At 35.4% G+C, this 26,108-nt stretch carries 22 protein-coding genes; 13 read left to right on the top strand and 9 right to left on the bottom strand.

The features are described 5' to 3' along the window. Positions 1–14: 14 nt before the first annotated feature. The 3 genes from SCA31_RS04880 to rmuC all read right to left on the bottom strand — a co-directional run bounded on the left by SCA31_RS04880 (position 15) and on the right by rmuC (position 3,284). Positions 15–806 carry a CPBP family intramembrane glutamic endopeptidase gene (locus SCA31_RS04880; RefSeq protein ID WP_410695694.1) on the bottom strand — a complete coding sequence of 264 codons (792 nt, stop codon included), beginning with the start codon at positions 804–806 and terminating at the stop codon, positions 15–17. 91 nt (positions 807–897) lie between these two features. After that, positions 898–1,737, bottom strand: a complete 840-nt coding sequence (locus tag SCA31_RS04875) for a LytTR family transcriptional regulator DNA-binding domain-containing protein (protein WP_410695693.1) — start codon at positions 1,735–1,737, stop codon at positions 898–900. A 53-nt stretch (positions 1,738–1,790) separates the two neighbouring features. Beyond that, a complete protein-coding gene (gene rmuC, locus SCA31_RS04870; RefSeq protein ID WP_410695692.1) occupies positions 1,791–3,284 on the bottom strand; it encodes a DNA recombination protein RmuC in 1,494 nt (497 codons plus the stop codon). Between the two features lie 163 nt (positions 3,285–3,447). On the opposite strand from rmuC, the gene SCA31_RS04865 reads away from it, so the two are divergent. From SCA31_RS04865 to SCA31_RS04845, 5 genes are all read left to right on the top strand, one after another. After that, a complete protein-coding gene (locus tag SCA31_RS04865) occupies positions 3,448–4,122 on the top strand; it encodes a response regulator transcription factor (RefSeq protein WP_410695972.1) in 675 nt (224 codons plus the stop codon). A 1-nt stretch (position 4,123) separates the two neighbouring features. Continuing rightward, a complete protein-coding gene (locus SCA31_RS04860; RefSeq protein WP_410695691.1) occupies positions 4,124–5,485 on the top strand; it encodes an ATP-binding protein in 1,362 nt (453 codons plus the stop codon). 236 nt (positions 5,486–5,721) lie between these two features. After that, on the top strand, positions 5,722–6,996 hold the full coding sequence (locus SCA31_RS04855; protein WP_410695690.1) for a TolC family protein: 1,275 nt from the start codon (positions 5,722–5,724) through the stop codon (positions 6,994–6,996). Positions 6,997–7,088: 92 nt separating this feature from the next. Further along, on the top strand, positions 7,089–8,204 hold the full coding sequence (locus SCA31_RS04850) for an efflux RND transporter periplasmic adaptor subunit (RefSeq protein WP_410695689.1): 1,116 nt from the start codon (positions 7,089–7,091) through the stop codon (positions 8,202–8,204). After that, positions 8,204–11,302 (top strand): efflux RND transporter permease subunit, encoded by a 3,099-nt coding sequence (locus tag SCA31_RS04845; protein ID WP_410695688.1) that lies wholly within the window; start codon positions 8,204–8,206, stop codon positions 11,300–11,302. Before SCA31_RS04850 ends, SCA31_RS04845 begins: the two co-directional genes overlap by 1 nt. Before the next feature lie 67 nt (positions 11,303–11,369). On the opposite strand, the gene SCA31_RS04840 is transcribed toward SCA31_RS04845, so the two are convergent. The 6 genes from SCA31_RS04840 to SCA31_RS04815 all read right to left on the bottom strand — a co-directional run bounded on the left by SCA31_RS04840 (position 11,370) and on the right by SCA31_RS04815 (position 15,626). Next, positions 11,370–12,125, bottom strand: coding sequence for a DUF5995 family protein (locus tag SCA31_RS04840; protein WP_410695687.1), 756 nt, complete (start codon positions 12,123–12,125; stop codon positions 11,370–11,372). A 137-nt stretch (positions 12,126–12,262) separates the two neighbouring features. Then, entirely contained in the window at positions 12,263–12,517 is a 255-nt protein-coding gene (locus tag SCA31_RS04835) for a TIGR04149 family rSAM-modified RiPP (protein WP_410695970.1), read from the bottom strand. A gap of 168 nt (positions 12,518–12,685) precedes the next feature. After that, positions 12,686–13,276 (bottom strand): hypothetical protein, encoded by a 591-nt coding sequence (locus SCA31_RS04830; RefSeq protein WP_410695686.1) that lies wholly within the window; start codon positions 13,274–13,276, stop codon positions 12,686–12,688. Between the two features lie 2 nt (positions 13,277–13,278). Next, positions 13,279–13,749 (bottom strand): YciI family protein, encoded by a 471-nt coding sequence (locus SCA31_RS04825; protein ID WP_410695685.1) that lies wholly within the window; start codon positions 13,747–13,749, stop codon positions 13,279–13,281. A gap of 127 nt (positions 13,750–13,876) precedes the next feature. Continuing rightward, positions 13,877–15,055 carry a nicotinate phosphoribosyltransferase gene (gene pncB / locus SCA31_RS04820; protein ID WP_076353246.1) on the bottom strand — a complete coding sequence of 393 codons (1,179 nt, stop codon included), beginning with the start codon at positions 15,053–15,055 and terminating at the stop codon, positions 13,877–13,879. A 94-nt stretch (positions 15,056–15,149) separates the two neighbouring features. Then, entirely contained in the window at positions 15,150–15,626 is a 477-nt protein-coding gene (locus SCA31_RS04815; RefSeq protein WP_410695684.1) for a Dps family protein, read from the bottom strand. Between the two features lie 202 nt (positions 15,627–15,828). Between SCA31_RS04815 and SCA31_RS04810 the strand changes: the two genes are divergently transcribed. From SCA31_RS04810 to SCA31_RS04775, 8 genes are all read left to right on the top strand, one after another. Further along, the gene (locus SCA31_RS04810; RefSeq protein WP_410695683.1) at positions 15,829–17,415 is read left to right on the top strand and encodes a hypothetical protein; all 1,587 of its coding nucleotides are present in this window, start codon (positions 15,829–15,831) and stop codon (positions 17,413–17,415) included. Between the two features lie 97 nt (positions 17,416–17,512). After that, positions 17,513–19,099 (top strand): hypothetical protein, encoded by a 1,587-nt coding sequence (locus SCA31_RS04805; RefSeq protein ID WP_410695682.1) that lies wholly within the window; start codon positions 17,513–17,515, stop codon positions 19,097–19,099. Between the two features lie 152 nt (positions 19,100–19,251). Next, positions 19,252–20,199: a sulfatase-like hydrolase/transferase gene (locus SCA31_RS04800; protein WP_410695681.1), complete on the top strand. Its 948-nt coding sequence runs from the start codon at positions 19,252–19,254 to the stop codon at positions 20,197–20,199. A gap of 181 nt (positions 20,200–20,380) precedes the next feature. Then, positions 20,381–20,794 (top strand): 30S ribosomal protein S12, encoded by a 414-nt coding sequence (gene rpsL / locus SCA31_RS04795; protein WP_002983146.1) that lies wholly within the window; start codon positions 20,381–20,383, stop codon positions 20,792–20,794. A gap of 23 nt (positions 20,795–20,817) precedes the next feature. After that, positions 20,818–21,294, top strand: a complete 477-nt coding sequence (rpsG, locus tag SCA31_RS04790; RefSeq protein WP_089734635.1) for a 30S ribosomal protein S7 — start codon at positions 20,818–20,820, stop codon at positions 21,292–21,294. A 6-nt stretch (positions 21,295–21,300) separates the two neighbouring features. Next, positions 21,301–23,418 (top strand): elongation factor G, encoded by a 2,118-nt coding sequence (gene fusA, locus SCA31_RS04785; RefSeq protein ID WP_410695680.1) that lies wholly within the window; start codon positions 21,301–21,303, stop codon positions 23,416–23,418. A gap of 16 nt (positions 23,419–23,434) precedes the next feature. Next, positions 23,435–23,740, top strand: coding sequence for a 30S ribosomal protein S10 (gene rpsJ / locus SCA31_RS04780; RefSeq protein WP_002661363.1), 306 nt, complete (start codon positions 23,435–23,437; stop codon positions 23,738–23,740). A 332-nt stretch (positions 23,741–24,072) separates the two neighbouring features. Continuing rightward, on the top strand, positions 24,073–26,082 hold the full coding sequence (locus SCA31_RS04775; RefSeq protein ID WP_410695679.1) for a TonB-dependent receptor domain-containing protein: 2,010 nt from the start codon (positions 24,073–24,075) through the stop codon (positions 26,080–26,082). Positions 26,083–26,108 lie beyond the last annotated feature (26 nt).

Raw genomic sequence — 26,108 nt, 5'->3', positions numbered from 1 at the left:
AAATTATGCAAAATTTATGATTGAGCTTCTGTGCTTTTTATAAAAAGGCTTTTCCAGGTGATTTGAAAATGAATTTTATTTTTCCTTCTATGATATATAATAATACCTATGATGAGAAAGAGGGATAGAAATTTAAAGAGATTTCCGTGAAGGTTTCCAGAAACATTTTCCGAGACATTAAAGATTTCCCAATAGAGATTCATGAGAGCATGAAGGAATATGGCGCCCCAGAGATTAAAATTCTGTTCAAAATATACCCAGGCAAAAAACACAGATCCCAGAAATGTAATGGCAAATATTTCAATAAGTTCCTTAGTTTTCTGACTTTGATATAAATGAACCTGTGCAAATAACAATGATCCCAGTACTACAGATGATAAAAATCCGAGTTTTGTGAATCTGAATAATGTTCCAATGAGAAATGCTCTGAAGATTATTTCTTCAAAAAATGCTGAGGAAATAGTATTGATGAATAAAGATTCAGTGTTTATTGTAATGTTTATTTTAAAATGTATAAAATACCCAATCAACATGGGCAACGTGCCTAGAAAAGCTAATACAAAACCTTTAATAATGGGTCTGTCCAAAGAAAATAGGTTAAGAATATCCTTTTTAGGAAATAGAATCTTTAATGTTATCACCAATGGAACTAAGGACACTAGATAAGCAATGATATGGGCAATAGCCTTGCTGTGAAAAAGTTCTTTTGAGAATTGCTGTATGCTTTTAAAACAGAATAAATCAAAGAAATAATAGATGGTAAACCCCAGAATAAAGATGGAAAAAAAACGAATATTTTTACTCATGTCAGTTATTTTTAAGCAAAAATGTAACTTTCCCTAAAGAGAATCAAATGAATGTGATGAGTGTCAAGGAATAGTGACCAACGACAAGTATTTACCTTTTAGATTGTTGTAATTGGGGAATAATATTTGAGATAAAGCTCCTTGAAACAGGAATTTCAAAGTCGATTTCCTGAAGAATTAATTTATACCCCTGAGCATTTCCTTTAAGGTTTTTTACTTTTTCCAGATTAACAATGTAAGAGCGATGGCATTTTTTAATGGAATCTGTTTCCACTTGTGATAAAACATTGGATAAGCTTATTCTGAGCAAAAGCTTTTTTATTGTATTATTTTCTAAAAAGTATAACGTACAATAGTTCTCCATGGATTGAGCACACAGGAAATCTTCTTGGGCAATTGCCAGCTCAATATTATTACCGGTAATTTTCAGATTTTTTTCTTTGGTGTTTTCATGGTTACCGATGAGCTGAGGAGTAATATCCCGTGCAATATTTTCATGAATGCATTTTAAATAAATATATCTTGACAGAATATAGATGGTGGAAATGGGAACGCCTATTGCGAGGGAGTAGAGAAGCATATAGCCATAATTTTCAAAACTAAGTTTTACATGACTTATACATAATGTATTGTAAAGGTAGGAAAAGATGGACCCAAGCAATAAGATGACAAATATTTTCAAGAGTTCAGATCCGACATTCCAATCTTTGAATCGGAAAACAAAGAGGCTTGAAATAAAAAAGGCTGTTCCAAAAATAAGAGTGTACGGAAAAAGAATAAGGTATTTGTAAGGATGATGATAGTTTTCTGTACCAAAAGGCTGAAAAATAATCAGGAAAAGATAAACCAGGATTCCTGCTGCCAGCGAAGAAACCAGGATCTCTTTTACCGATTTGGATTTTGGATACGAATAAGGTATAAAGTAAAACATATCATTCGTTTTATCAAATATTAATTTCCTTTACATGGTATTTCAATAGAATTTTATTCTATTAAATTAGTGTTGTCAATAAGGCTTTGAGGCAGGTCTTTTTTGTTTTTAATTCCCAGTGATTTCAGTTTTTGAGTCTGAATCACAAGATTATCATTTCCGGTATGAAGTTGTTTGTAGGCATCATTGTAAACGTTTTTGGCAAGATCAAGATTTCTCCCCACTTTTTCAAGGTTATCTACAAATCCTACAAATTTATCATACAGTTTAGCTCCACGCTCTGCAATTTCCAAAGAGTTTCTGTTTTGATATTCACGCTTCCAAAGATCAGCGATCAGTTTTAAAGAAGTAATCAGATTGCTTGGGTTCAAGAGAAGAATTCTTCTGTCGTAGGCATAGTTCCAAAGGTTGGGGTCTGCCTGCATGGCTGCAATGTAAGCGGGTTCACTTGGGATAAACATCATGACAAAGTCCAGGGATTTTCCATAATCATCGTAAGCTTTTTGGCTAAGTTGCATGATATGGTTTTTGATAGAACCTAAATGTTGATTAAGCTTCATCATATAAACATCCTGATCTGTTTCATCTACCAATTCTGTGAAAGCAGTCAGAGAAACCTTAGAGTCAATAATGACATTTCTTTCATCCGGATATTTTATAACTGCATCCGGACGCATCTTTTTTCCTGAGAATTCAGAGAATAGAGCTTTATTGTCTTCATCGCGAAGTTCATGCTCCAGAAAATATTCTCTGCCTTTTACCAACCCCGATTTTTCAAGAATGCTTTCAAGAATCATTTCGCCCCAGTTTCCTTGGGTTTTACTTTCACCTTTCAAAGCTCGGGTTAATTTTTTTGCATCTTCAGAGATCTGTTGATTCAATTCAGCCAGTTCCTTTACCTTTTCAGCAAGGGAGAAACGTTCCTTGTTTTCCTTTTCATAGGCTTCATTAACCCTGTTTTTTAAGTCAGCAATTTTTTCCTGAAATGGATCGAGGATATTTTTTAAATTATTTTGATTTAAAGTAGTGAACTTTTCAGTTTTTTCCTCCAGGATTTTATTCGCCAGATTTTCAAACTGGAGTTTGGATTCCTCTTGTATTTTTGTGATTTCTTCCTTTTGGGTAGAAAGAGATTTTTGGAGACTTTCATTTTGTGCAGAAAGCTCAGCATTTTTAGCAAAGAATTCCTGTTTCTCAGCGATAAGTGTTTCTATTTGAAAATCTTGTTTTAAATTCGTTTGCTTCTGCTCCTGAAACTGTGTATTCAATGAAGAATGTTGGGCAGAGATCTTGGCAAATTCATTTTTCAGATCGTTCAAAAGGTCTTGCTGTTGTATATTTAATTCCTTTTCCTTGGTGAGATTTTGATTCAGTTCCTGAACTTTCAATCCTGAATTTTCCAGATCCGATTTGTTTTTAATGTGTAATGTGTTGAGCTCATCATAAGAACTTCTTGAAACCGTAGACGATTTCAATGCAAAATATAAAATAATGGCTCCCAATAATCCGCCGGCAATACATCCAATAATTAAATATGTCATCTCCATTTCTCAAAATTATGAAAAAAGGCTGGAAGTTGGTATTGAATAATAAATTTCCAAATAGGATTGCAGTTATTATTTTAATGCTTAGAAAAACTTTTCGCGTCTTTCTTCTGGCTTCCTTTCTTCAATCAGAATTCCTATATTTATGGGAAATTTCAGAAACATTATGAATATCTTATTGGTAGAGGACGATCAAAGAATTAGCAGTTTCCTGTTGAAAGGACTTTCTGAAGCCGGCCATAATATGACACTTGCTGATTCGGGGGAAAAAGCCAGAGAAATTCTTCATACCTATGATTTTGATATTATACTGATGGATATTATGCTTCCGGGGTTAGATGGAATGCAACTTACTCAAATCATCAGATTTAAAGGTAACTATACTCCTATTCTTGTATTAAGTGCATTGAACAGTCCTGATGATAAAATTAAGATGCTGGATTTGGGAGCAGATGACTACTTATCCAAGCCCTTTCATTTTGAAGAACTGATATCAAGGATTAAGGCATTAACAAGACGTAATAAATTAAGTTATCAAAAGGAAGATCAATATTTATCATGCGGTACTATTGTTATTGATACGGATCTTCATAAGGTGACCCAAAATGATAAGGAGATTGAATTTTCTCCTACAGAATATAAGCTTTTTACTTTTTTGATGGAGAACAAAAACAAGGTATTGAGCAGAACGCAGATTTTGCACAATGTTTGGGGAATAGATTTTGACAGTACTACGAATGTGGTGGATGTGTATATTTCCTATGTTCGTAATAAGATTGATGAAAAGGAACAGAAAATTATCCATACCGTTAAGGGAACAGGATATTTAATTAAAGACTGAAATGACTCTTAGAAACAGGTTTACCCTTATTTCAAGCCTTTCATTTGGCATTGTTTCTATCATCACATCTGCGGTGATATTTTTTGCTTATTATGATAGTACTAAGATCTTTTATTTCGAAAAACTTAGGAATACAGCACTTATTTCAGCTATTTATTACCTTGAAAAGGATGAACTTCCCCAAAACAGGCATGCCCAGATCAAACAAGAATACAATCATCTTATTCAGAATAACAGAGTAGCGGTTTATAATCAGAATAATCAGGTTACATTTGGCCATAATCTGAATGACAAGAATATTAAACCTATCCATTTACAGGCTGCCAGAAATAATAAGGGAACTCAGTTTATGGCCGATAATCAGTTCTATTATGGAATCTTTTATCCGGATAATCAGGGAGATTTTGTTGTTTTTGTAAAATCATCTAATGATTCATTTCAATCACAGATCTGGAGGCTCGCCATTATTATGATTTCTGTGCTTATTATCGGATTACTGGCTATTTATTTTTTAAGCAGATACCTTTCAAACGTGGTATATAAACCGATTTCCAATGTAGTAGAGCGGATTAACAAAGTAGATTACAATAATATTTCTACAGCTATTACCTCTACCAATACCAATGATGAGATTGAAGACCTGATCAAATCTTACAATAAGTTATTAGGGCGTATTTCTGAAAGTGTGCTGTTGCAGCAGAACTTTATCAACTATGTTTCTCACGAATTTAAAACTCCTTTAGCAGCAATCTCCGGAAATTTGGAAGTATTTGCCCAAAAGGACCGAACTCCGGAAGAATATAAACAAGTAGCCAAAGAATCTTTGGACAACGTTTTTGAAATTGAAAATATCCTCAATAATCTTCTTCTGATGTCCGGAATGACGAAGCTTGAAGCTTCCCACAAGCCGATAAGAGTAGATGAGCTGATCTGGAAAATTTATGAAAAACTGGAACCTAAGGCAAAAGAAAAACAATCTCCCCTTAAAATCCAGCTTCAGGTAGCAAAACCAACTTTACTGGAGTTTCCTGGAAACGAAACTCTTTTATATTTGGCACTATATAATATTGTAGAAAATGCCATTAAGTATTCTCAGGATCATCCCGTGATGATCAATTTGTCAGAAAAAGATAATCAGTTGAATATAGAGGTTAAAGATCAGGGTAGGGGTATTCTTTCTGATGACCTTTTGAAGATTACAGAAACTTTTTACAGAGGGCAAAATGTAGAAAATGTGAAAGGAAGTGGAATTGGATTGTCATTATCCAAAAGCATTTTTGATCATCATCATATCCTAATGAAAATTGATTCTGTTGTAAATGTTGGTACAAGTGTTCTTCTTGAATTTCCGGTTCATTCCTGATATTTCTCTTGCTGATTTTGCTGATTTGGTAAATTCAATATTCAATAGAAGCAGGTTTTAATCCACTTACAAAATAGGCTCATAATTCTTTAGCCAAAACATAATTAATCAAATACAATTTCCCGGAATAAAAATCATTCTAATCAAACTCTAATGTTGAACTAATTGAATTTTAATTTCACTCGAAATTGCCTCTAATGTTAGAAAAATAATTTTGTGGTCTTAAATAAGAGACCTTGAAGAAAATTTTTTTTACACTATTTTATATTCATTGTTTCAGTTTCTTTTCAGCACAGATTTCAGATACTCTGAGAATTGACAGAAAGGAAACTGAAACGATTTTTCTTGCCCATAACCTTGACCTTATTGCCCAAAAACTTGAAATTTCCCAGGCAGAGGCAAGGGCAGTTCAGGCTAAATACTGGCCCAATCCTAAATTAAGCATCAGTGAAGTTAACCTGTGGAGAACTTATGATATTGAAGAACAGCCTGCACTGATTGGAAACTGGGGAAAAAATACACAGATCTCTGCAGAAATAGAACAGGTAATTCAGACAGCAGGAAAGAGAAGAAAAAATATTGAATTACAGAAAATTGAAGTTGAGGGAGAGAAATATGAATTGCAGGAAGTATTGCGTGAGCTCAAAAAAACGTTGAGGAATACAATTACTGAAATTTTGTTCAATCAGGAGCAGCAAAAGATCTATCAGGGTCAGATTGCATCCATTGAAAAATTAACGAAATCCTATCATAACCAATTGAATCTGGGGAATATCAGTAAGGCAGAATATGTTCGTTTAAAGGCTCAGGAAATTGAATTCAAGAAAAAGCTTGTTTCATTGAAGCAGGAAATTGAAGACCAACAAGTGGAGCTGAAATCTTTACTGATGATTCCGTCCCATTCTTACCTTGTGATTTCAGATGCATTTACAATGCCGGAAAAGCAACTTTCGGAAATAGAATTGACGCAGTGGCTTGAGAGGGCAAAGGAAAACCGTCCGGATATCTTGATGTCGAAAAATAAAGAAAAGCATGCTTCCAAGAATCTGGAAATTCAAAATGCAATGAAGACACCTGATGTAGCTGTTTCCATAGGTTATGACAGAGGGGGGAATATTATGAAAGATTTTATTGGACTAGGTGTTTCGGTTGATCTTCCAATTTTCGACAGAAATAAAGGGAATATTCAGGAGGCTAAGCTTGAAATAGAGAAAAGAAAGAATGAAACCCGAAAAAATAAGCTGAAATCTGAAAATGAAATTGTCTCCGTTTTCAGAAATTATATCCGTACCCAGGAAGTCTCCGAAGAAATTGATGATGCTTACGAAGCTACATTGGACGGTTTGCTGGTGAGCCATGAGAAAAACTTTAGACTAAGAAATATCAGTATGCTGGAATACATGGATTTTTTGGATACCTACATCGGCAATAAAATGATCATACTGGATACTAAAAAGGAACTTAATCAATACTACGAAAACCTGCAATATGTTGTAGGGCAGGATTTATAAGGTGTAAAGCTGTCATTGAAAAAATCCTTTCTAATAAATAAGGGGACCAGCGACAACTACCCATTATCTTATAAAAATACAAACATCTACTTATGAAAATGAACACTACCCAATACATTGCAGTAATATATCTGTCTGCCCTGGTTACGCTTACAGGCTGTAAAGATCAAAAGCAGGATAAGGAAGCAGAAAAAACATACTGCATCAGCAAGGAACTAAAAAAAGATATTAAACTGGCCAGGGCAGAAATGCTTCCCATAGAAGAAAGTATTACTCTTACCGGAGAAGTGGAGAGCAATTCTGATAAAACAGTTCCCTTTGTAAGTCTTGTAGATGGAGTGGTTACAGATACCTATTTTTCTTTGGGTGACTATGTGAAAAAAGGACAGGTGCTGGCCAGTGTAAAAAGTACAGCGGTTAATGAAATGCAGGATGATACTCAAACCTTACAAGCGCAATTGGCTGTCGCTAAAAGAAAACTGGCATCTGTAGAAGCCATGTATAAAGACGATATCGCTTCCCAAAAAGACCTTCAGGAAGCAAGAGCCGAAGTAACGATATTACAGTCCAATATGTCCAAGACTCAAAAAAATATGCAGCTGTATTCTGCGGGGGGAAGTACTATTCAGATAAAAGCCCCTGCAGACGGATATGTTATTGCCAAGAATATCTCCAAGGGAATGCCGGTTACCGCCGGTGGAGATCAGCTTTTCACTATTTCTAATCTGGATAAGGTTTGGGTAATGGCGAATGTATATGCAACCAATATGAGGCACGTGTACGTAGACCAACCTGTTGTGGTAAAGACTTTGGCTTATCCTGATGATAATTTCTCAGGTAAAATCAACAATATATCACAGGTATTTAATGAAAATGAAAGAGTATTAAAGGCCAAGATTATTATGGATAATAACGGGATGAAGTTAAGGCCAGGAATGTCAGCAGATGTTGTTTTGCCTGTTAATTCTCAAAATAAAAGCGCATTGGCTATACCTGCAAAGGCATTGATCTTTGACAACAATCAAAGTTATGTGGTGGTGTATAAAAAAGACTGTGAGCTGGAGATCAGGCCTGTAACAGAAGTGGCTTCCAACAGCCAGTATATTTATGTAGAAGGAAACTTAAAGCAGGGAGAAAATGTAATTGCCTCTAATGGGTTACTGATCTATGAAAACCTGAAAAATCAATTAAATAAGTCGACCAAGTAATGCGAAAATTTGTACAGAATATAGTTTCCTTTTCGTTAAAAAACTCACTGATTGTTCTTTTAGGAACCTTTCTTTTGCTGGTAGGAGGAATCTATTCCTATATACATACTCCTATTGAGGCATTTCCGGATGTTACCAATACAAGGGTAAGAGTCATTACCCAATGGCCGGGAAGAAGTGCAGAGGAAATAGAAAAATTTGTCACACTCCCGATTTCCAAGGAGATGAATGCGATCCCGAATAAAACTTCGGTGCGTTCTATTTCTTTATTCGGATTATCTGTGGTTACAGTGATTTTTGATGACCATGTCAATGATTTTTATGCCCAGCAATATGCTTCCAATAAATTAGGAAATGTAAATCTTCCGGGTGGAGCAGAATATAGTATTGAGCCTCCATCAGGAGCCACCGGTGAAATTTACAGGTATATTATTAAAAGTAAATTACCCATTAAAGAAGTTACAGCCATTCAGGATTGGGTGGTAGAAAGAGAACTGTTGGCGGTTCCGGGAGTCGCTGATGTAGTAAGTTTCGGTGGAGAAGAAAAAACATATGAAATAAAAATTAATCCTACAGAATTACACAATTACGACCTTTCCCCCCTGGATGTGTATGAAGCTGTTTCGAGGAGTAACATTAATGTAGGCGGAGATGTAGTAGCAAAAGGAGATCAGGCTTATGTAGTGCGGGGGATTGGTCTTTTAGAGAAAAAAGAGGATATTGAAAATATTCAGATTGAGGTAAAAGGTTCTACTCCTATTTTGGTAAAGCACGTTGCTGAAGTAAAAGTTTCTGCAAAGCCAAGATTGGGTCAGGTAGGGTATAACAAAGAAAATGATGTTGTAGAAGGCATTGTAATCATGCTTCGTGGTGAAAACCCAAGTGAAGTGATCGCAAGACTTAAAGAAAGAATAGAACAGCTGAATGGCGGAGAATTACCCGGAGATGTTCAGATTGTTCCCATTATTGACCGTACAGAATTGGTAAATACAACCGTTCATACCGTTTCCAAAAATTTGATTGAGGGAGTGATTCTGGTTTCCATTATTGTATTCATATTTCTGTATAACTGGAGGACTACATTTATTGTTGCCTCTGTGATTCCATTGGCATTTCTTTTTGCGATCATTATGCTGAAAATTCAAGGATTGCCGGCTAATTTGATTTCCATGGGAGCGCTTGATTTTGGATTGCTGCTGGAGGGAACCTTAGTCATCGTAGAACATGTATTTGTTGCCCTCGAATTGAAAGCTAAAAAAATTGGATTAAAGAGATTTAATAAAATTTCTAAACTAGGAATCATCAAGAAGAGCGCAGGAAGTGTCGCAAGTTATATTTTCTTTGCCCTATTGATCCTGATTGTTGCCCTGATGCCGATCTTCTCATTCCAGAAAGTTGAAGGCAAAATGTTCTCACCTCTGGCATTTACATTAGGATATGCTTTGTTAGGATCATTAATTCTAAGCTTAACGTATGTTCCGGCGATGTGTAAGCTTTTATTAACTAAAAATATTGAAGAAAAAGAAAACTTTATTTCTAGATTCTTCAGGGTAAATATTTACAGAATCTACGAGTTCAGTATTCATCATAAAAAAGGATTTATCATTGGTTTTGTAGGGTTAATTGCAATTTGTGGATGGAAGTTTTCAAATTACGGTTCAGAATTTCTACCCAAACTGAATGAGGGTGCTATCTATGTACGTGCAACACTTCCCAATAGTGTAAATCTTGATGAGTCTGTGCGGTTAACCAAGGAGATGAAAGAGATTTTGATGAAGTATGATGAAGTGAAATTTGTAATGACCCAAACCGGCCGTCCCAATGATGGAACGGATCCCACAGGATTTTTTAATATTGAATTTAATATCCAGCTGAAACCTGAAAAGGAATGGAAGAAAAAAATATCCAAAGAAGAACTTCTTGAGGAAATGAGAATTTCCCTTGAAAAATATCCTGGAATTAATTTTGGTTTCAGCCAGCCAATTCAGGATAATGTAGAAGAATATGTTGCAGGGGTAAAAGCTCCGTTGGTTATTAAAATATTTGGGAATGATTTATTCGAGCTTGAAAATTATGCCAATCAGGTCGCTAATTCCATCAGAACTGTTCCGGGAATTTCAGATGTAAATGTTTTCAAAAATATAGGGCTTCCGGAGCTGAGAATACAGCTTCACGATTCTAAAATGGCTAAGTATGGCATTTCTACAGCAGATGCGCAAGCGGTAATTGAAATGACGATTGGAGGACAGGCTGCAACCAAGTTCTATGAAGAAGAAAGAATGTTTGACGTGATGCTGAGGTTTGAAAAAGAATACCGGGATACTCCGGAAAAAATGGGAAATATTTTGATTCCTACACAGGATAATAAAAAAGTACCATTGAAGGAAATTGCAACCATCGACTATCATACCGGACCATCCTTTATTTATCGTGAAGGAAACAGCAGATACATTGGAGTAGGATTCAATATCGAAGGACGTGATCTGGGAAGCACCATTGAAGAAGCCAAAATTAAAGTGGATAAAGAGGTGAAGCTTCCAAAGAATCATAAAATGACCTGGGCCGGTGAGTTTGAAAGTAAAGAAAGAGCAGCAAAGCAGTTGGCAATGGTGGTTCCGATTTCTTTGGTTCTTATTCTTATGCTCCTATATTTCAACTTTGGAAATGTAAAAGATACACTGATCTCATCCATTACACTGGCCTTTGCATTTATTGGAGGGTTTTTATCCCTGTGGTTTACAGGAACCATCTTTGGAATTTCGGCAGGAATTGGTTTCATTATCCTTTTCGGAGTGGCTACCATTGACGGGATTGTCCTGATTGGGGTAATGAAAGAGAATCTTCAAAATAGGATGTCCCTTAAGGAGTCTATTTCAGAAGGAGTTAAAAGCAGAATTCGGCCGGTAGTGATGATTGCGTTGATGGGGTCAATGGGACTTCTTCCGGCGGCAATGTCCAATGGGATGGGATCCGAAATTCAAAAACCTTTAGCCATTATGATTGTGGGTGGACTTATCATCTGTATGCTGTTGTCATTTACAATATTACCGATTGTATTTCATTATGCCTATCGTAAAAAGCATAAGGAAACAAGATAGTTTCTTTTTTATTTGTTCATTATTTGGTCGGGATCCGTGAGGAAGATCCCGACCTTTTTATTTTGAGTTAAACAGTCTTCGTTGATTCCAAAATTTCGATATTTTTCATCACATCACCACTTTCACATTTTTTAAGTTCCTTGATGAGGGTAGGAGTGAGGATCCTTGGGTTTACAATTTGCATGGCAATTTTTGCTGCTGCGTAATCTACGATATTGATAACCGATTCTCTGAGAAAATTTGGAGTGCTTGATGCAATTACCGCCGTTGCCCATGAGGTTTCTCTTGCCCTGGAGATCGCAAAATCCAATATGGCGTTATCTTTTCCGTTAGAAAGCTGGTCAATAAGATCCACTGGATAACATATTTTACTTAAAGAATCCTGAACTTTCTGATTGATTGATGCAATCACGTTATTAATATTTTCGAAGTCTTTCTTTAAAGGATTTATTTTTCGGTAAGGCATAATGGAAGCCGCTGAAATTCCCAAATCCAGATTGATGTGAGCATTCATGCCAAGGAATATGTGCTGTAGGATCAGCAGGTCCTTGTTTTTGGTTGCTTCAAAGGCCAGATACCATGAGTTTGTACATTTCTTGCCTTTACTGTAACTTTCCCATGCTTCAAGATATCTTTGTGCAAAAGCAATATCAAGTATTGTCATTCTTGGATTATCCTCAAATTTCTTCTGCTGGATTCCTTTTAAAACCTGTGCCGTCATAATGCGGTAAGTACAGGCAAAATATCCTGCCGGGCTATTATTTTCCTTGCACCATATAATAATAGCATCCAGTTTTTCTAAAACTTCTTCAATGGTTTTCATGGTGGTATTTTTATTTACTTAAAGATAATAAAAACCTATCATCAGTTCAGTAATGCATTGCTTTGAAAACAAATAGGATGATCTTTTAATATAGAAAAAGTGAGCCGGAAAGCTCACTTTATGTATTGTTCATCAGGTTATGGAGTGATTACAATAGGACCAGGGAAAGGTTCAAGAACCAATGGTTTGCACATGGCGGCCGGTTGGCATCTTCCTCCCATACATATAAAATTAGTCATCGTGGTAGTGCCGTCAGGACATCTGATCATGCCTTCACCATGGCATCCTCCGGGACATTCTGCCGGATACAGTGTTCCGCCGAATACATCTTTCAGTTCAGTTCTCGAAAGTTTTGATACGTTCATTTTTTTCATGGAATTAATTTTTTTGATGGTTTTAATTTGTATAAATCTGAAAATGAATGTCTAAGGTAGTGAAAAATAAATCACCATGATGTTACATAGTGGTTTATTTTTATTTTGCTCAAAGATGAGAATGAAATATCATTGAATGAGTATTTAGCAACTTTTTATTTTTATGAAGTTGATTATTACTTTTTCTTAATTAACAAAAAGAACAAAATATACACAGTTAAGGACTGTTGCTATAAATGAAGCTATAAATACAGCCAAATTATCACGTGTTTTTCCTGTGAATAATCTTATAATCCAATAATTAATAATGTAAGCAGGTATAAGTAAACTAAAAGAGAAAACTGACAGGAATATAAATTTGTATAAAACGGCCAGGATAATAATGGTACTGACAACAGAAGCTATAATAGTCCCGATAAAACTGTACATTAAAGTATCTGAATCAACTTTTAAATTCTCAACTTTCTGATGGATCTGATTGTATTTTCTATCTACAAGATTTCCAATGCTTTTATCGGATAACAAATCAGAGCTTAATAATGATAAACATTCCTGTTTTGATAATTTGTTCATGTAATGCCCATGAATCTCTCTTATCAATCTATTTTGCTCATTTAAAAATAAATCCTGAGCTTTAATTTTATTTTGAAAATCCTCCAGAGTACCCCTGCTTATAATTTCGTCTATAATCTCCTTATCCGGTTGACCCTGATAGTCTATCTGATTTTTATAAGATTCGATTAGATTCTGTTCTGAAAATTTACTATAAAATCCCATTTCTAAGGATTTTCCTTTGAAATTTCCTCATGGTGCTTCAGATATAGAGGCAATGCAGCCGATCCATACCAAGGGAAAATCTCATAGCTGAAAACTCCGGCCTGAACTGCAGGATCTGTTTTTACCCATTGCTCAGCTTCTTCTTTAGATTTTGTATTGAAAATAAACATGCCACGGTAGTTTTCCTTATTCTTTTCCAAAAAAGGTCCCGCCACGATAATCTTACCCTCATCGGCTAGTTTACCAATGTTGGCCATATGTCCTTTCATCACAGTACTCATTTGAGTTTTGTCTTCAATTTTTGCAGGACCGGTTGTCAGCATTACAATGGTGTAAGCTTTCATGCCATATTGGTCTGCACCAAGAGAAGTGGCTAGTTCTTGATTAAATTTGGGTTTATCGGTCTTCTTCTCCTGTGCCAAGGAGAGTGTTGAGATGAAGAGGGATACGATAAGTAATGTTCTTGATATCATACTGCTTTGTTTTGATAAATATAATAAAACCTTATAAATTTCTGAAAGCTGAATTTCAAATGATGATATAACACAAAAAAACCTCGATGGTTACGAGGTTATATTTAATAGTCTTAATGAGGTTACATTAATCTTTTATTCTTAAAAATTCTTTAGCCAGTTCAATCATCTTTGGATCACCGGTATATTTTCCATGTTCATCAGAAAGTTTTACCGTAGGAATCCATTCCTTATTGGGAGCCTGAACTCCGATAAGCTTCATCACGATGTTCATAGGTTTTAATCCTACATCATTCGTAAGGTTGGTTCCTATTCCAAAAGAAATTCCGATTTTCCCTCTGCAGTAATTAGTGATTTCCTCTACTTTTTCAAGATTCAGCGCATCAGAGAAAATGATATACTTAAACATCGGATTGATGCCGTTTCTTTGATAGTGAGCAATAGTTTTATCTGCAAACTCCAGTGCATCACCACTGTCATGGCGTACTCCGTCAAAAAGCTTGGCAAATTTCTTATCAAACTGCTGGAAGAAAACATCGGTAGTATACGTATCTGATAGTGCTACTCCAAGATCTCCTCTGTAAACATCTACCCAATGCTCCAACGCCATTTCATTAGCCATTTTGAAACCATATTCAGCTGCGTGGAACATAAACCATTCGTGAGCGTGAGTTCCGATAGGTTTTACACCATATTTCATGGCAAAGTGTACGTTAGAACTTCCGATAAAGGTGGATTCTTTTTTCTTGGTCAAAGCCTCCATTACCAGATTTTGTACTTTATAGGAATGTCTTCTTCTGGTCCCGAATTCTGCAAATGTAACTCCAAGTCTGCCCAGAGATTCTGCCTTTTCAATGGTTTTGCTCATAACAACTTCATTAGAATCTCTTTCCATATGGTTCATTTCATAATGAAGCTCACTGATGAGCGCCAATAATGGTACCTCCCAAAGGATAGTCCTGTACCAAAGTCCTTCAACGGTTACAGACAGATCACCTCCTTCCTGATGAATCTTTACTTCAGATGGGTCATAATGGTAACCCTCCAGAAAATCCAGATAAGGAAGATCAATATAAGGGCAGGTTCTTGCCATGAATTTCTTCTCTTCCTTAGTAAGCTTCAATTCAGCCATTTTGTTGACTGCCTCTTTTAAGGCTGCATCAAACCCATCGGGAAAGTGATGTTTCCCTCTGTTGATGAATTCATATTTTACAATAGAACCAGGAAATAATTTTACCACAGCATTTTGCATGGTTATTTTATAGAAATCGTTATCTAGAATAGAGTTGAGTCTTACGTCGTTCATAATATGTGTAATTTTAACGCAAATATAAAAATAAAAAATAAAATCGCCTAAATGTAAGGCGATTTTTTTGAAATATTTCGATGATCTTTATCGGTTATTTTCCTAAATAAGAATTGTACATCCAAACTTCTTTCTCCTGCTCTGTGATATAGTCGCTCATCTGAGAGTTTGTACCTTCGTCACCTGCTTCATCAGTGATATCTAAAAGCTCTCTCTGAAGATCCAGTACCACTTTAAACGAATTTAAGATTTGCTCAACACTTTTGTTGCCATCACTTACTTCTTTACTCTCCTGAATGGTTGATACTTTTAAATAATCCGAGTAGTTGTGTGCAGGAATAGCCCCTAAAGTCAGTATTCTTTCAGCAATTTCATCAATCTTTAGAACAAGGCTGTTGTATAATTCTTCAAATTTCGGGTGAAGCGTGAAGAACTGAGCTCCTTTGATATTCCAGTGTGAACCTCTTGTATTCTGATAAAATACAGAGTAGTTAGCTAACAGTACATTTAACTTTTCTGCTATTTTCTTGCAGTCGGCTTCTTTAAGGCCAATAATACTAGCGTTTTTCATATGTATATATTTATTTTTTAAGGGTTATACTCTAATTGCTGTCCTCATTCCTGTGGTTGGGAATGAAGTTATAATAATAGCAATTTTATCATTTATATATCTCAAATTTACGAAATATCGTGCCGAACTCCCTTGCTTATTGATAGATGATAACTATAAGAAAATTTTTTAAAATAGTTTGGAAGTACTAATATTGCAAATAATGAAAAGCTTCTTAACAACTGTGGTATTATTTTTTGGAATGTGTATGATCTACATACTTCTAATGCTTTCGGAAACTGAGAACTATTTTACCTATATATTAGACGATGCCTATATTCATCTTGCAATAGCAAAAAACTTTGCTTTTCATGGAGTATGGGGTGTTACAAAGTATGCTTTTTCTTCTACCTCTTCTTCACCGGTTTTTACAGTGATTTTAAGTGGACTGATTTATGTATTGGGAGATCATGAGCTTATTCCTTTGGTCTTTAATACAGTATGTGCTTTTTTTACCATATATTTTCTAAATAAATACTATGCTGATTATTTCAGTACAACCAAATCCATTATATTGAGTAATCTTTTTACCTTGTTTTTTGCTTCTGTTTCGCTTCTAGTTTTTTCTGGAATGGAGCATGTAATTCAGGCATTAGTAATGGTTGTAAATGTTCTCTGCCTCGAAAGATGGTTGAGGTCTGAGTATAAGGATCGATATTATTCAGGTTGGTTTTATGGTACCCTTGCTTTGCTTGGGCTGATCAGGTTTGATTTTATGTTCTATTTCTTATCGCTTGCCTTAGTTTTTTTGTCGCAGCGAAGATGGAAACAGGTTGCTTGGGTGTTGGTATTTGGTTTTATTCCCATTTTAATTTTTGGATATTTTACTTATCAGGAAACAGGATATTTTTTTCCAAATTCAGTTGTTGTAAAAGGGGCCAAGTTTGATTTTTCTGGTGATTATTTTTATCAGATAGCAAGTATATTATTTAATAAAATTTTATATAACCGTTATTTTTACTTTGCAGGCTTACTACCGTTACTAATTTCTGTATTTCTAATTGTTAAGGATGTTAAAAAAGGTTTGAATTTTCAAAAAATTGTAGCGCGAAATTTTCTTCTTATCGTTTGGTGTATTACATTGTTTCTGCATGGTACTTTCAGTCAGTTGACCAGACTGTATCGATATGAAGTGTATATATTAATAGGCTTTGCTATGGCTATTATTCCAAGGCTAAGGTCTGTTTTTGAACAACGTAATTTTTTATTGAAAGAAAATAGACTTGTTTCTTCATTGCTCTTGCTATCATGCCTGACTTTACTCTTAAAGATTGGGATTGTCAGCTATCTTATTGTGGTTGGAAGTAGAAATATCTATGAACAGCAGATACAGTCAGCCAGATTTCTGAAAAAATATTATAACGAGTCTAAGGTGGTAGCTAATGATATTGGGGGCATCTGTTATTTTACGGATATTCGTCTGCTAGACTATGAAGGGCTGGGTTCAAAGGAAGTAATGCCCTTTAGAAAAAGAGTAATAGGAATAGATGATCAATTTGAAAAATTCTTAACAGCATATACCATCAAAAATAACTACCAGCTTGCAATAGCCTATGAAGAATGGCTGGAGGGGCATACCCCAAAAAATTGGAAAAAAGTTGCCATGATAACGATCAGTGGAAGCAATGCTGTATTGGGAAGAGATCATTTATATATCTATTCCATCAATCCTAAAATTCACAATACCTTAAAAGAGCAGGTAAAAGGCTTTAACTGGAACCAAAATATATCAGTTAAGTTAATAGATTAATTTATAGGTAAATATATTATGTTCAGATTGTTTTCTTAAAAAGAACATATTCTATTAAATTTTTTAAAATAGTTTGGAAGTAGTAATATTGCAAACGATGAAAAGTTTTTTAACAACAGTATCTATTTTTTTCGGAATATGTTTGATGTATATTCTGATCATGTTGTCTACCACGGAGAACTACTTTACTTATATATTAGATGATGCCTATATTCACTTGGCGGTGGCCAAAAATTTTGCATTGCATGGCATTTGGGGAGTTACAAAATATGCCTTTTCATCCTCTTCATCTTCTCCCATTTTTACATTTATTTTAAGTGTTTTGATTTCTGTTTTTGGAAATCATGCACTTATCCCTTTGATTTTTAATATAACTGCTGCCTGTTTGCTTATTGTGATCCTGAATAAATACTATTCATATTATTTTAACCAATCCAGACATATTGTTATTGCGTGTTTGTTTACGCTTTTCTTTGCAGTACTGCATGTACAGATTGTATCCGGAATGGAACATGTTCTGCAGGTGCTTGTGATAGCTGTGAATATTTATTGTTTTCAAAAATGGATCAAAGACAACTTTAGGACAGGAGTTTATGCTTATTGGTTTTATTTCACCATCCTTTTATTGGGATTAATAAGATTTGAAAGCATGTTTTATTTTGCCTCACTTGCTTTTGTTTTCTCTTTAATCAAGAAATTTAAGAATGCCATACTTGTACTTATCATTGGTTTTATTCCTATTCTTTTATTTGGATATTTCAATTATCCCAGAAGCGGATATTTCTTTCCCAATTCAGTAGTTGTAAAAGGGACTTTGCTGGATCTTTCCGGAAATGTTTTTACTCAGGCACTGGAAATTATCTTAAAAAAGATGATTTTAAATATTACCTTCTATAAGATAGGAATATTCCCATTATTGATCGGTGTAATTTTGATGTACCGGGATTATAAGAGCAAGTTGAGTTTTAAAAACATTGTATTGAAGAACTTCCTATTCTTGGCCTGGGGCTTCACTTTTATACTGCACTGTCTGTTCGGAGAGATTAAAAGCATTTTCAGATATGAGGCTTATGTATTGGTAGCCTTTGCTATGATTCTTATTCCGAGGTTAGCTTCTTTTTTTACAAAGCCATTGTTAACCTTTAAAACAGAGAAAATATTAGGAATCTTTGTATTGGCAAACATGGCTCTACTTATTTATAAGTTTGGATATGGCCATACTTTAATTACCAATGGAAGTGCAAATATTTATGAGCAGCAGGTGGAATCTGCCAGATTCTTAAATACATATTACAATAATTCTAAAGTGGTGGCCAATGATATTGGAGCAATCACTTACTTCACAGATATTCATTTGCTGGATTTTATGGGGTTGGGATCTATGGAAATGGTTGAATTTAAAATTAAGAAGAAGTTTTTTGATGATGAGGTCGAAGACTTTCTTACCAAATATACCCGTGATAATAACTATCAGCTTGCAATAGCCTATGAGGAATGGCTTGATGGGCATACTCCAAAAAACTGGAAAAAAGTTGCTGTTTTAAAGATCAATGGAAGCAGTGCCGTGCTGGGGGAAGACCATTTGTATATTTATTCCATCAATCCTAATATTCATAATGCCCTAAAAGAGCAGGTGAGAAGCTTTAATTGGAACAAAAAAGTCACCGTTACCATCATAGAATAATTTCGGGTTAAGCATCTCCCATTAAAAAAAATCTTATTTATCATTTGATGGGCTGAGCTTAAATTCTTAAGGAATAGATAACAATTTATTAATAAACCCCGAGGGTCTGTTTTCTAGCTTTGTACTTTAAATCTATAAAAGGTAAAAAAGCTATGAAGAAGATCTTCTTGTATTTCAGTGTGTTGTTTTCTATACTTTCATGCAGTAGTAATGATACGGAAGCACAAACAAAAACCGAGGAAAAATATCAGACTAAAAATGTAGTTCTGTTAGTTGTTGACGGACCTCGTATTTCTGAAACATGGGAAGCTTCCAATAAAGAGAATATACCTAATAGAGTAGGCTTGTTGAGCCAAGGTGTTTTTATCAGTAATTTCAGAAATAACGGAACTACCAATACCAATCCCGGTCATAGTGCCATGTGTTCAGGAGTATACGAAAACATTAAAAACAATGGTACCGAGCTACCTGGGTTTCCTTCTGTAATGCAACAATGGTTAAAATATACCGGAGCAGATAAAACTAAGGCTTGGGTTATTGCTTCCAAAGATAAATTAGAAGTATTGAACAATTGCAAGCTTGAAGAATGGAATGGGAAATTTCAGCCAAGTGTTGACTGTGGAGTGAGTGGGAATGGTTCAGGATACCGTGCTGATGCGGTAACAATGGCAAATACAAAGGAAGTAATGAAAAAATACAGCCCGAATGTCATGGTGATTAATCTTAAAGATGTAGACTCTTATGGACACGCCAATAACTGGAATGAATATGTTAAGGCTATAAAAACTACAGATGCTTCCATTAAGGAGATCTGGGATTATCTTCAGTCGCTTCCTGCCTATAAGGACAAAACAACCCTGATTGTTTCTAATGATCATGGAAGACACTTGGATGCCAATGGAGGGTTTGCAGAACACGGAGATGATTGTGCAGGATGCAGGCATATTGAGTTTTTTGGAATGGGACCGGATTTTAAAAAGAATACAACCATCAGCACTGGGAATTACGAACAGATTGATATTGCCAGTACAATGGCTGAACTTTTAGGAATGCCTAAACAGTACATGAAAGGAAAAGTAATAAAGGATGCTTTTAAATAAATTTTATTTTTTTAAGGTCAATTTTCATGGTCCAAAAATGATTGAATAATATCAAATTCATCGAGGTTTCAGCTTGTTATGGAAAACAATTAAGAAAACAAGAGAATAAATAAAATTCCATAACTGCTTGTCAATTAAAAAAATATTGTTATTTTTGCACCCTAAAATAAAAAGCAATTAAATGCCTACTATTCAACAATTAGTAAGAAAAGGAAGAGCCACGCTTGCCAAGAAGAGCAAATCGGCTGCCCTTGATTCTTGTCCACAAAGACGTGGTGTATGTACGAGAGTATATACTACTACACCGAAGAAACCTAACTCTGCACTTAGAAAAGTTGCAAGGGTAAGACTTTCTAACGGTAAAGAAGTTAACGCCTATATCCCGGGCGAAGGACATAATCTTCAAGAGCACTCGATAGTATTGGTTAGAGGCGGAAGGGTGAAAGACCTACCGGGAGTACGTTACCACATCGTAAGAGGTGCTTTAGACACAGCTGGTGTAAATGGAAGAACTCAGAGAAGATCTAAGTACGGAGCTAAGAGACCTAAACCAGGACAAGCAGCTGCTGCTCCTGCAAAAGGAAAGAAAAAATAATCATTAAATAAGGTACAAAAGCAATGAGAAAGACAAAAGCGAAAAAAAGACCGTTGTTACCAGATCCGAAATTTAATGATCAATTGGTAACAAGATTCGTAAACAACTTAATGCTTGACGGTAAGAAGTCAATCGCATTTAAAATTTTCTATGATGCATTAGAAATCGTAGAAACTAAAAAAGGAGAAACTGAGAAAACAGCCCTTGAAATCTGGAAAGATGCATTAACAAACGTTATGCCTCACGTAGAAGTACGTTCTAGAAGAGTAGGTGGAGCTAACTTCCAGATTCCTATGCCAATCAGAGCTGATAGAAAAATTTCTATGGCAATGAAATGGTTAATTAGCTACTCTAAAAAGAGAAATGATAAGTCTATGGCTTTGAAATTAGCTAATGAAGTTGTAGCTGCTTCAAGAGAAGAAGGTGCAGCTTTCAAAAAGAAATCTGATACTCACAAAATGGCGGAAGCTAACAAAGCTTTCTCACACTTTAAATTCTAATCTGAAATGGGTAGAGATCTTAAATTTACAAGAAACATTGGTATTGCTGCTCACATTGACGCGGGTAAGACTACCACTACTGAAAGGATTTTATTCTATACAGGAGTAAACCACAAAATTGGAGAAGTTCACGATGGTGCTTCTACAATGGACTGGATGGAGCAGGAAGCAGAAAGAGGTATTACTATTACTTCTGCTGCAACTACTTGTTCTTGGAACTTTCCAACAGACCAAGGAAAGCCTCTTGCAGATACTAAGCCTTACCACTTCAACATCATTGATACACCGGGACACGTTGACTTCACTGTAGAAGTAAACAGATCTTTAAGAGTATTAGATGGATTGGTATTCTTATTCTCAGCAGTAGATGGAGTAGAGCCTCAGTCTGAAACAAACTGGAGACTTGCTGACAACTACAAAGTTGCTAGAATGGGATTCGTAAACAAAATGGACAGACAAGGTGCTGACTTCCTTAACGTGGTAAACCAGGTTAAAGATATGTTAGGATCTAATGCAGTTCCAATCGTTTTACCAATCGGTGCTGAAGAAGATTTCAAAGGAGTTGTAGACTTAATTAAAAACAGAGCGATCATCTGGGATGAAGCTGGACAAGGTGCTACTTTCGAGGTAGTTCCAATTCCTGAAGACATGAAAGATGAAGTTCTTGAATACAGAGAGAAATTAGTAGAAGCTGTTTCTGAGTATGACGAAACTTTGATGGAGAAATTCTTTGAAGATCCGGATTCAATTACAGAAGAAGAAATCAATGCTGCATTGAGAGCTGCTACTATCGATTTATCTATTATCCCAATGACTTGTGGTTCTTCATTCAAGAATAAAGGAGTACAGTTTATGTTGGATGCAGTATGTAAATACTTGCCTTCTCCATTGGATAAAGATGATATCAAAGGTACTGACCCAAGAACAGACGCTGAAATTACAAGAAAGCCGTCTGTAGATGAGCCTTTCTCTGCTCTAGCATTTAAGATTGCTACTGACCCATTCGTGGGAAGATTAGCATTCTTCAGAGCATATTCTGGAAGACTAGATGCAGGTTCTTATATCTTGAACACTCGTTCAGGAGATAAAGAAAGAATCTCAAGAATCTATCAGATGCACGCTAACAAGCAAAACCCAGTAGAATATATTGAAGCTGGTGATATTGGTGCAGCGGTAGGATTCAAATCTATCAAAACTGGTGATACTATGTGTGACGAGAAAAACCCAATCGTTCTTGAATCGATGGTTTTCCCTGATCCGGTAATTGGTATCGCTGTTGAGCCTAAAACTAAAGCTGACCAGGATAAAATGGGTAACGCTTTAGCTAAATTGGCTGAAGAAGATCCAACGTTTACTGTTAGAACTGACGAAGCTTCTGGACAAACGATTATCTCTGGTATGGGTGAGCTTCACTTAGATATCATTGTTGACCGTATGAGAAGAGAGTTCAAAGTTGAAGTAAACCAAGGACAACCTCAGGTAGAGTACAAAGAAAACTTAACAAGAGTTGCTAACCACAGAGAAGTTTACAAAAAACAATCTGGAGGTAAAGGTAAATTTGCTGACATTGTATTTGAACTAGGACCTGCAGACGAAGGTAAAATTGGTTTAGAATTCATCAATGAGATCAAAGGTGGTAACGTTCCTAGAGAATTTGTTCCTGCAATTGAAAAAGGCTTTAAAGCTGCAATGAAGAACGGTCCTTTGGCTGGTTTCGAAGTTGAAGGTATTAAAGTTGTTCTTAAAGACGGATCTTTCCACGCGGTGGATTCTGATGCTCTTTCCTTTGAAATGGCTGCTAAGTTAGGATTTAAAGAAGCGGGACGTGCTGCTAAGCCAGTAATTATGGAGCCTATTATGAAACTGGAAGTTGTAACTCCGGAAGAGTATATGGGTAACATCATTGGTGACCTTAACAAGAGAAGAGGTACAATCAGTGGTCAGGAAGAGAAAAATGGAGCTGTTGTAATCAAAGGTTCTGTTCCACTTTCTGAAATGTTTGGATATGTAACTACTCTAAGAACACTTTCATCAGGAAGAGCTACTTCTTCTATGGAATTAGAGAAGTATCAAGCTACTCCACAAAACGTTGCTGAAGATATCATAGCTAAAGCAAAAGGTTAATTTTTAAATTAAAGAAATGTCACAAAGAATCAGAATAAAACTAAAATCTTACGATTACAACTTGGTAGACAAGTCTGCTGAGAAGATCGTAAAAACGGTAAAGGCTACTGGTGCTGTTGTAAACGGTCCAATTCCATTGCCAACGAACAAGAGAATCTTCACAGTGTTGAGATCTCCGCACGTAAACAAGAAAGCAAGAGAACAGTTCCAATTATCAGCTCACAAGAGACTAATGGATATCTACTCTTCTTCTTCTAAAACGGTTGATGCTCTAATGAAATTAGAGTTACCAAGCGGTGTAGACGTTGAAATTAAAGTGTGATAATTGCATACTTTGCAATAATTATAGAATCCGTTCCTTTTTAGGAACGGATTTTTTTATGCATATAATTTATCTGAAATAATTTTTATAAAGACTTACAAATATGTTTTTTAATCAGAAAGCTTACTTTTTTTTGATTAAATTTTTTGTAAACATATAGTCTCTTATAAAAATATGACCCAATGATTAATAGATCCTGTTGGTATATTTTTATGTTATAGATAAAATGGTTAATAATCTGGTAATGATTATTCTTTTTCATGTGACATATGTCAGTTTGATTTGTTTATTTAGAATTATTAAAAATAATAATTTTGCAAAAAATTTGATTGATGATAAGAACAGTATCTTTTTCTTTACTTGTTTTAGGAACAGCTTTAGTAAATGCACAGAAAACTAAGGACACTTTGAAAAGCCATAGTATTAATGAAGTCGTAATAACGGGTTCTGGATATGCTCAGAAAATCAAGGATACTCCGGCAACAATTTCTGTAATTACACAGGCAGACCTTAAAAAGAGAGCTTATAGAGATATCACAGATGCATTGCAGGATGTACCCGGAGTTTTCATTACAGGAGGAGGAAGTACGAGTGATTTTTCAATAAGAGGTGCCGAATCTGGACAGACGTTGGTTTTAATTGATGGTAAAAGAATCAATACAAGAGAAACAAGACCCAACTCTGATGGTCCCGGAATTGAACAAGGATGGATGCCGCCATTGGAAACTATTGAAAGAATTGAAGTCGTAAAAGGACCAATGTCTTCATTATATGGTTCCGATGCAATGGGAGGTGTAATTAATATCATCACTAAAAAACTTACAGACGGGTGGAGAGGTTCTATTGGGACAAGTTTAATACAGCAGGTACATAAAGAATCGGGGAATACCTACCAGATTGATGGGTATACTGCAGGGTCTTTAGTAAAAAACCTTCTTCAAATGAAGGTTACGGGAAGCTATTCAAACAGAAATGAAGATAAGTTTGTAGGTGGATTTACAGAAAGAGTTATTAAAGCTTTCGGTACAGAATTTAGCCTTACTCCAAATGCTAAAAATACATTTAAATTAAACTACGACTATAACCGTCAGGAAAGAAACCAGAATCCTGGATACTCATTGGCTCCAAATGCAAAAAGCTCAAGTAATAACTATGAGAGAAACGTATTAGCATTAAGTCATAAAGGAGATTATTCCAACTTCCATACGAATTCTTACATTCAATATGATAATACCAATAATCCAAACAGGGATATGAGGTATGAAACTTTCTTGGCTTACAGTCTTAATAATTTCAATCTGAAAGATCATGTAATCAGCTTTGGTGCAGAATACAGATATGAAAGACTGAATGACCTGGGAAATAAAATGAAATCTGAAAACGGTGACATTGTAAGCAGATTGACCCGTTGGAACTGGTCTGCATTTGCCGAAGCAAACTGGAAGTTAGTTGACAAGCTTCACTTGGTGACAGGAGCCCGTTTGGATAATGATGAAAACTACGGTTCCAATTTTACACCAAGAGGATACTTGGTATGGAGCATTAATAATAACTTTACGGTAAAAGGAGGAACTTCATGGGGATATAAAGCGCCAGGATTAAGGGCTGTAAATCCTTTCTGGGGACAAGTTACCGGAGGAGGAACTCAGGACGGAGTAATCATCGGAAATAAAGATCTTAAGCCGGAAAAAAGTTTCAACCAGGAAGTTACTGTAATGTTTGAGGATAACAAAAAAGTGATTAACCTAAGTGTTACAGGATTTAATACCGACTTTAGAAATAAATTGGTAGAAGTAAGAAAATGTAATAATACAGAAGAATGTAAACAGTTTGAAAGTCTGTACAATCATCTTTATGATTTCATCTCTACAAGAGAAAACCTGGGTAAGGCAAACAGCATGGGGCTAGAGGCTAACCTTGGAGTAAGTGTGACAAAGGATATTGCATTAAAAGCAAATTATACCTACACAGATACAAAAATCAAATCTGATGAAATTCCTGCTCTTTACAATAAGCCTTATGCAAGAATACCTAAACACATGGCCAACGTGAACCTTTCATGGAAAGCAACTGACAGCTTTGAATTCTGGTCAAGAGGAAACTATAGAAGTGAAAGCCAGCCTGGCGTAAGCAGAGGTAAGGCACAGGAATACCCAATACCATCATATTTCCTTTGGGACTTAGGAACGATGTACAAGTTGAACAAACATGTTCGCTTCACATTCGGAGTATATAATCTATTGGACAAAAATATACGTAATGATGCATCCGATCCGGCTAATAACTTTGGCTTCAGAATAGACGGTATAAGATATCAGTTCGGAGCAAATTACTTTTTCTAATAATATTAAAACCTTAAAATAAAATA

Source organism: Chryseobacterium sp. SIMBA_028, from assembly GCF_046535285.1.
GTDB lineage: Bacteria > Bacteroidota > Bacteroidia > Flavobacteriales > Weeksellaceae > Chryseobacterium.
This window is presented reverse-complemented; position numbering and strand designations above follow the sequence as displayed.

Coding starts and splice junctions, on each gene's coding strand:
- SCA31_RS04880 (WP_410695694.1), bottom strand. CDS start 806: ATGAGTAAAAATATTCGTTTTTTTTCCATCTTTATTCTGGGGTTTACC.
- SCA31_RS04875 (WP_410695693.1), bottom strand. CDS start 1,737: ATGTTTTACTTTATACCTTATTCGTATCCAAAATCCAAATCGGTAAAA.
- rmuC (WP_410695692.1), bottom strand. CDS start 3,284: ATGGAGATGACATATTTAATTATTGGATGTATTGCCGGCGGATTATTG.
- SCA31_RS04865 (WP_410695972.1), top strand. CDS start 3,448: ATGAATATCTTATTGGTAGAGGACGATCAAAGAATTAGCAGTTTCCTG.
- SCA31_RS04860 (WP_410695691.1), top strand. CDS start 4,124: ATGACTCTTAGAAACAGGTTTACCCTTATTTCAAGCCTTTCATTTGGC.
- SCA31_RS04850 (WP_410695689.1), top strand. CDS start 7,089: ATGAAAATGAACACTACCCAATACATTGCAGTAATATATCTGTCTGCC.
- SCA31_RS04845 (WP_410695688.1), top strand. CDS start 8,204: ATGCGAAAATTTGTACAGAATATAGTTTCCTTTTCGTTAAAAAACTCA.
- SCA31_RS04840 (WP_410695687.1), bottom strand. CDS start 12,125: ATGAAAACCATTGAAGAAGTTTTAGAAAAACTGGATGCTATTATTATA.
- SCA31_RS04830 (WP_410695686.1), bottom strand. CDS start 13,276: ATGGGATTTTATAGTAAATTTTCAGAACAGAATCTAATCGAATCTTAT.
- SCA31_RS04825 (WP_410695685.1), bottom strand. CDS start 13,749: ATGATATCAAGAACATTACTTATCGTATCCCTCTTCATCTCAACACTC.
- pncB (WP_076353246.1), bottom strand. CDS start 15,055: ATGAACGACGTAAGACTCAACTCTATTCTAGATAACGATTTCTATAAA.
- SCA31_RS04815 (WP_410695684.1), bottom strand. CDS start 15,626: ATGAAAAACGCTAGTATTATTGGCCTTAAAGAAGCCGACTGCAAGAAA.
- SCA31_RS04810 (WP_410695683.1), top strand. CDS start 15,829: ATGAAAAGCTTCTTAACAACTGTGGTATTATTTTTTGGAATGTGTATG.
- SCA31_RS04805 (WP_410695682.1), top strand. CDS start 17,513: ATGAAAAGTTTTTTAACAACAGTATCTATTTTTTTCGGAATATGTTTG.
- SCA31_RS04800 (WP_410695681.1), top strand. CDS start 19,252: ATGAAGAAGATCTTCTTGTATTTCAGTGTGTTGTTTTCTATACTTTCA.
- rpsL (WP_002983146.1), top strand. CDS start 20,381: ATGCCTACTATTCAACAATTAGTAAGAAAAGGAAGAGCCACGCTTGCC.
- rpsG (WP_089734635.1), top strand. CDS start 20,818: ATGAGAAAGACAAAAGCGAAAAAAAGACCGTTGTTACCAGATCCGAAA.
- fusA (WP_410695680.1), top strand. CDS start 21,301: ATGGGTAGAGATCTTAAATTTACAAGAAACATTGGTATTGCTGCTCAC.
- rpsJ (WP_002661363.1), top strand. CDS start 23,435: ATGTCACAAAGAATCAGAATAAAACTAAAATCTTACGATTACAACTTG.
- SCA31_RS04775 (WP_410695679.1), top strand. CDS start 24,073: ATGATAAGAACAGTATCTTTTTCTTTACTTGTTTTAGGAACAGCTTTA.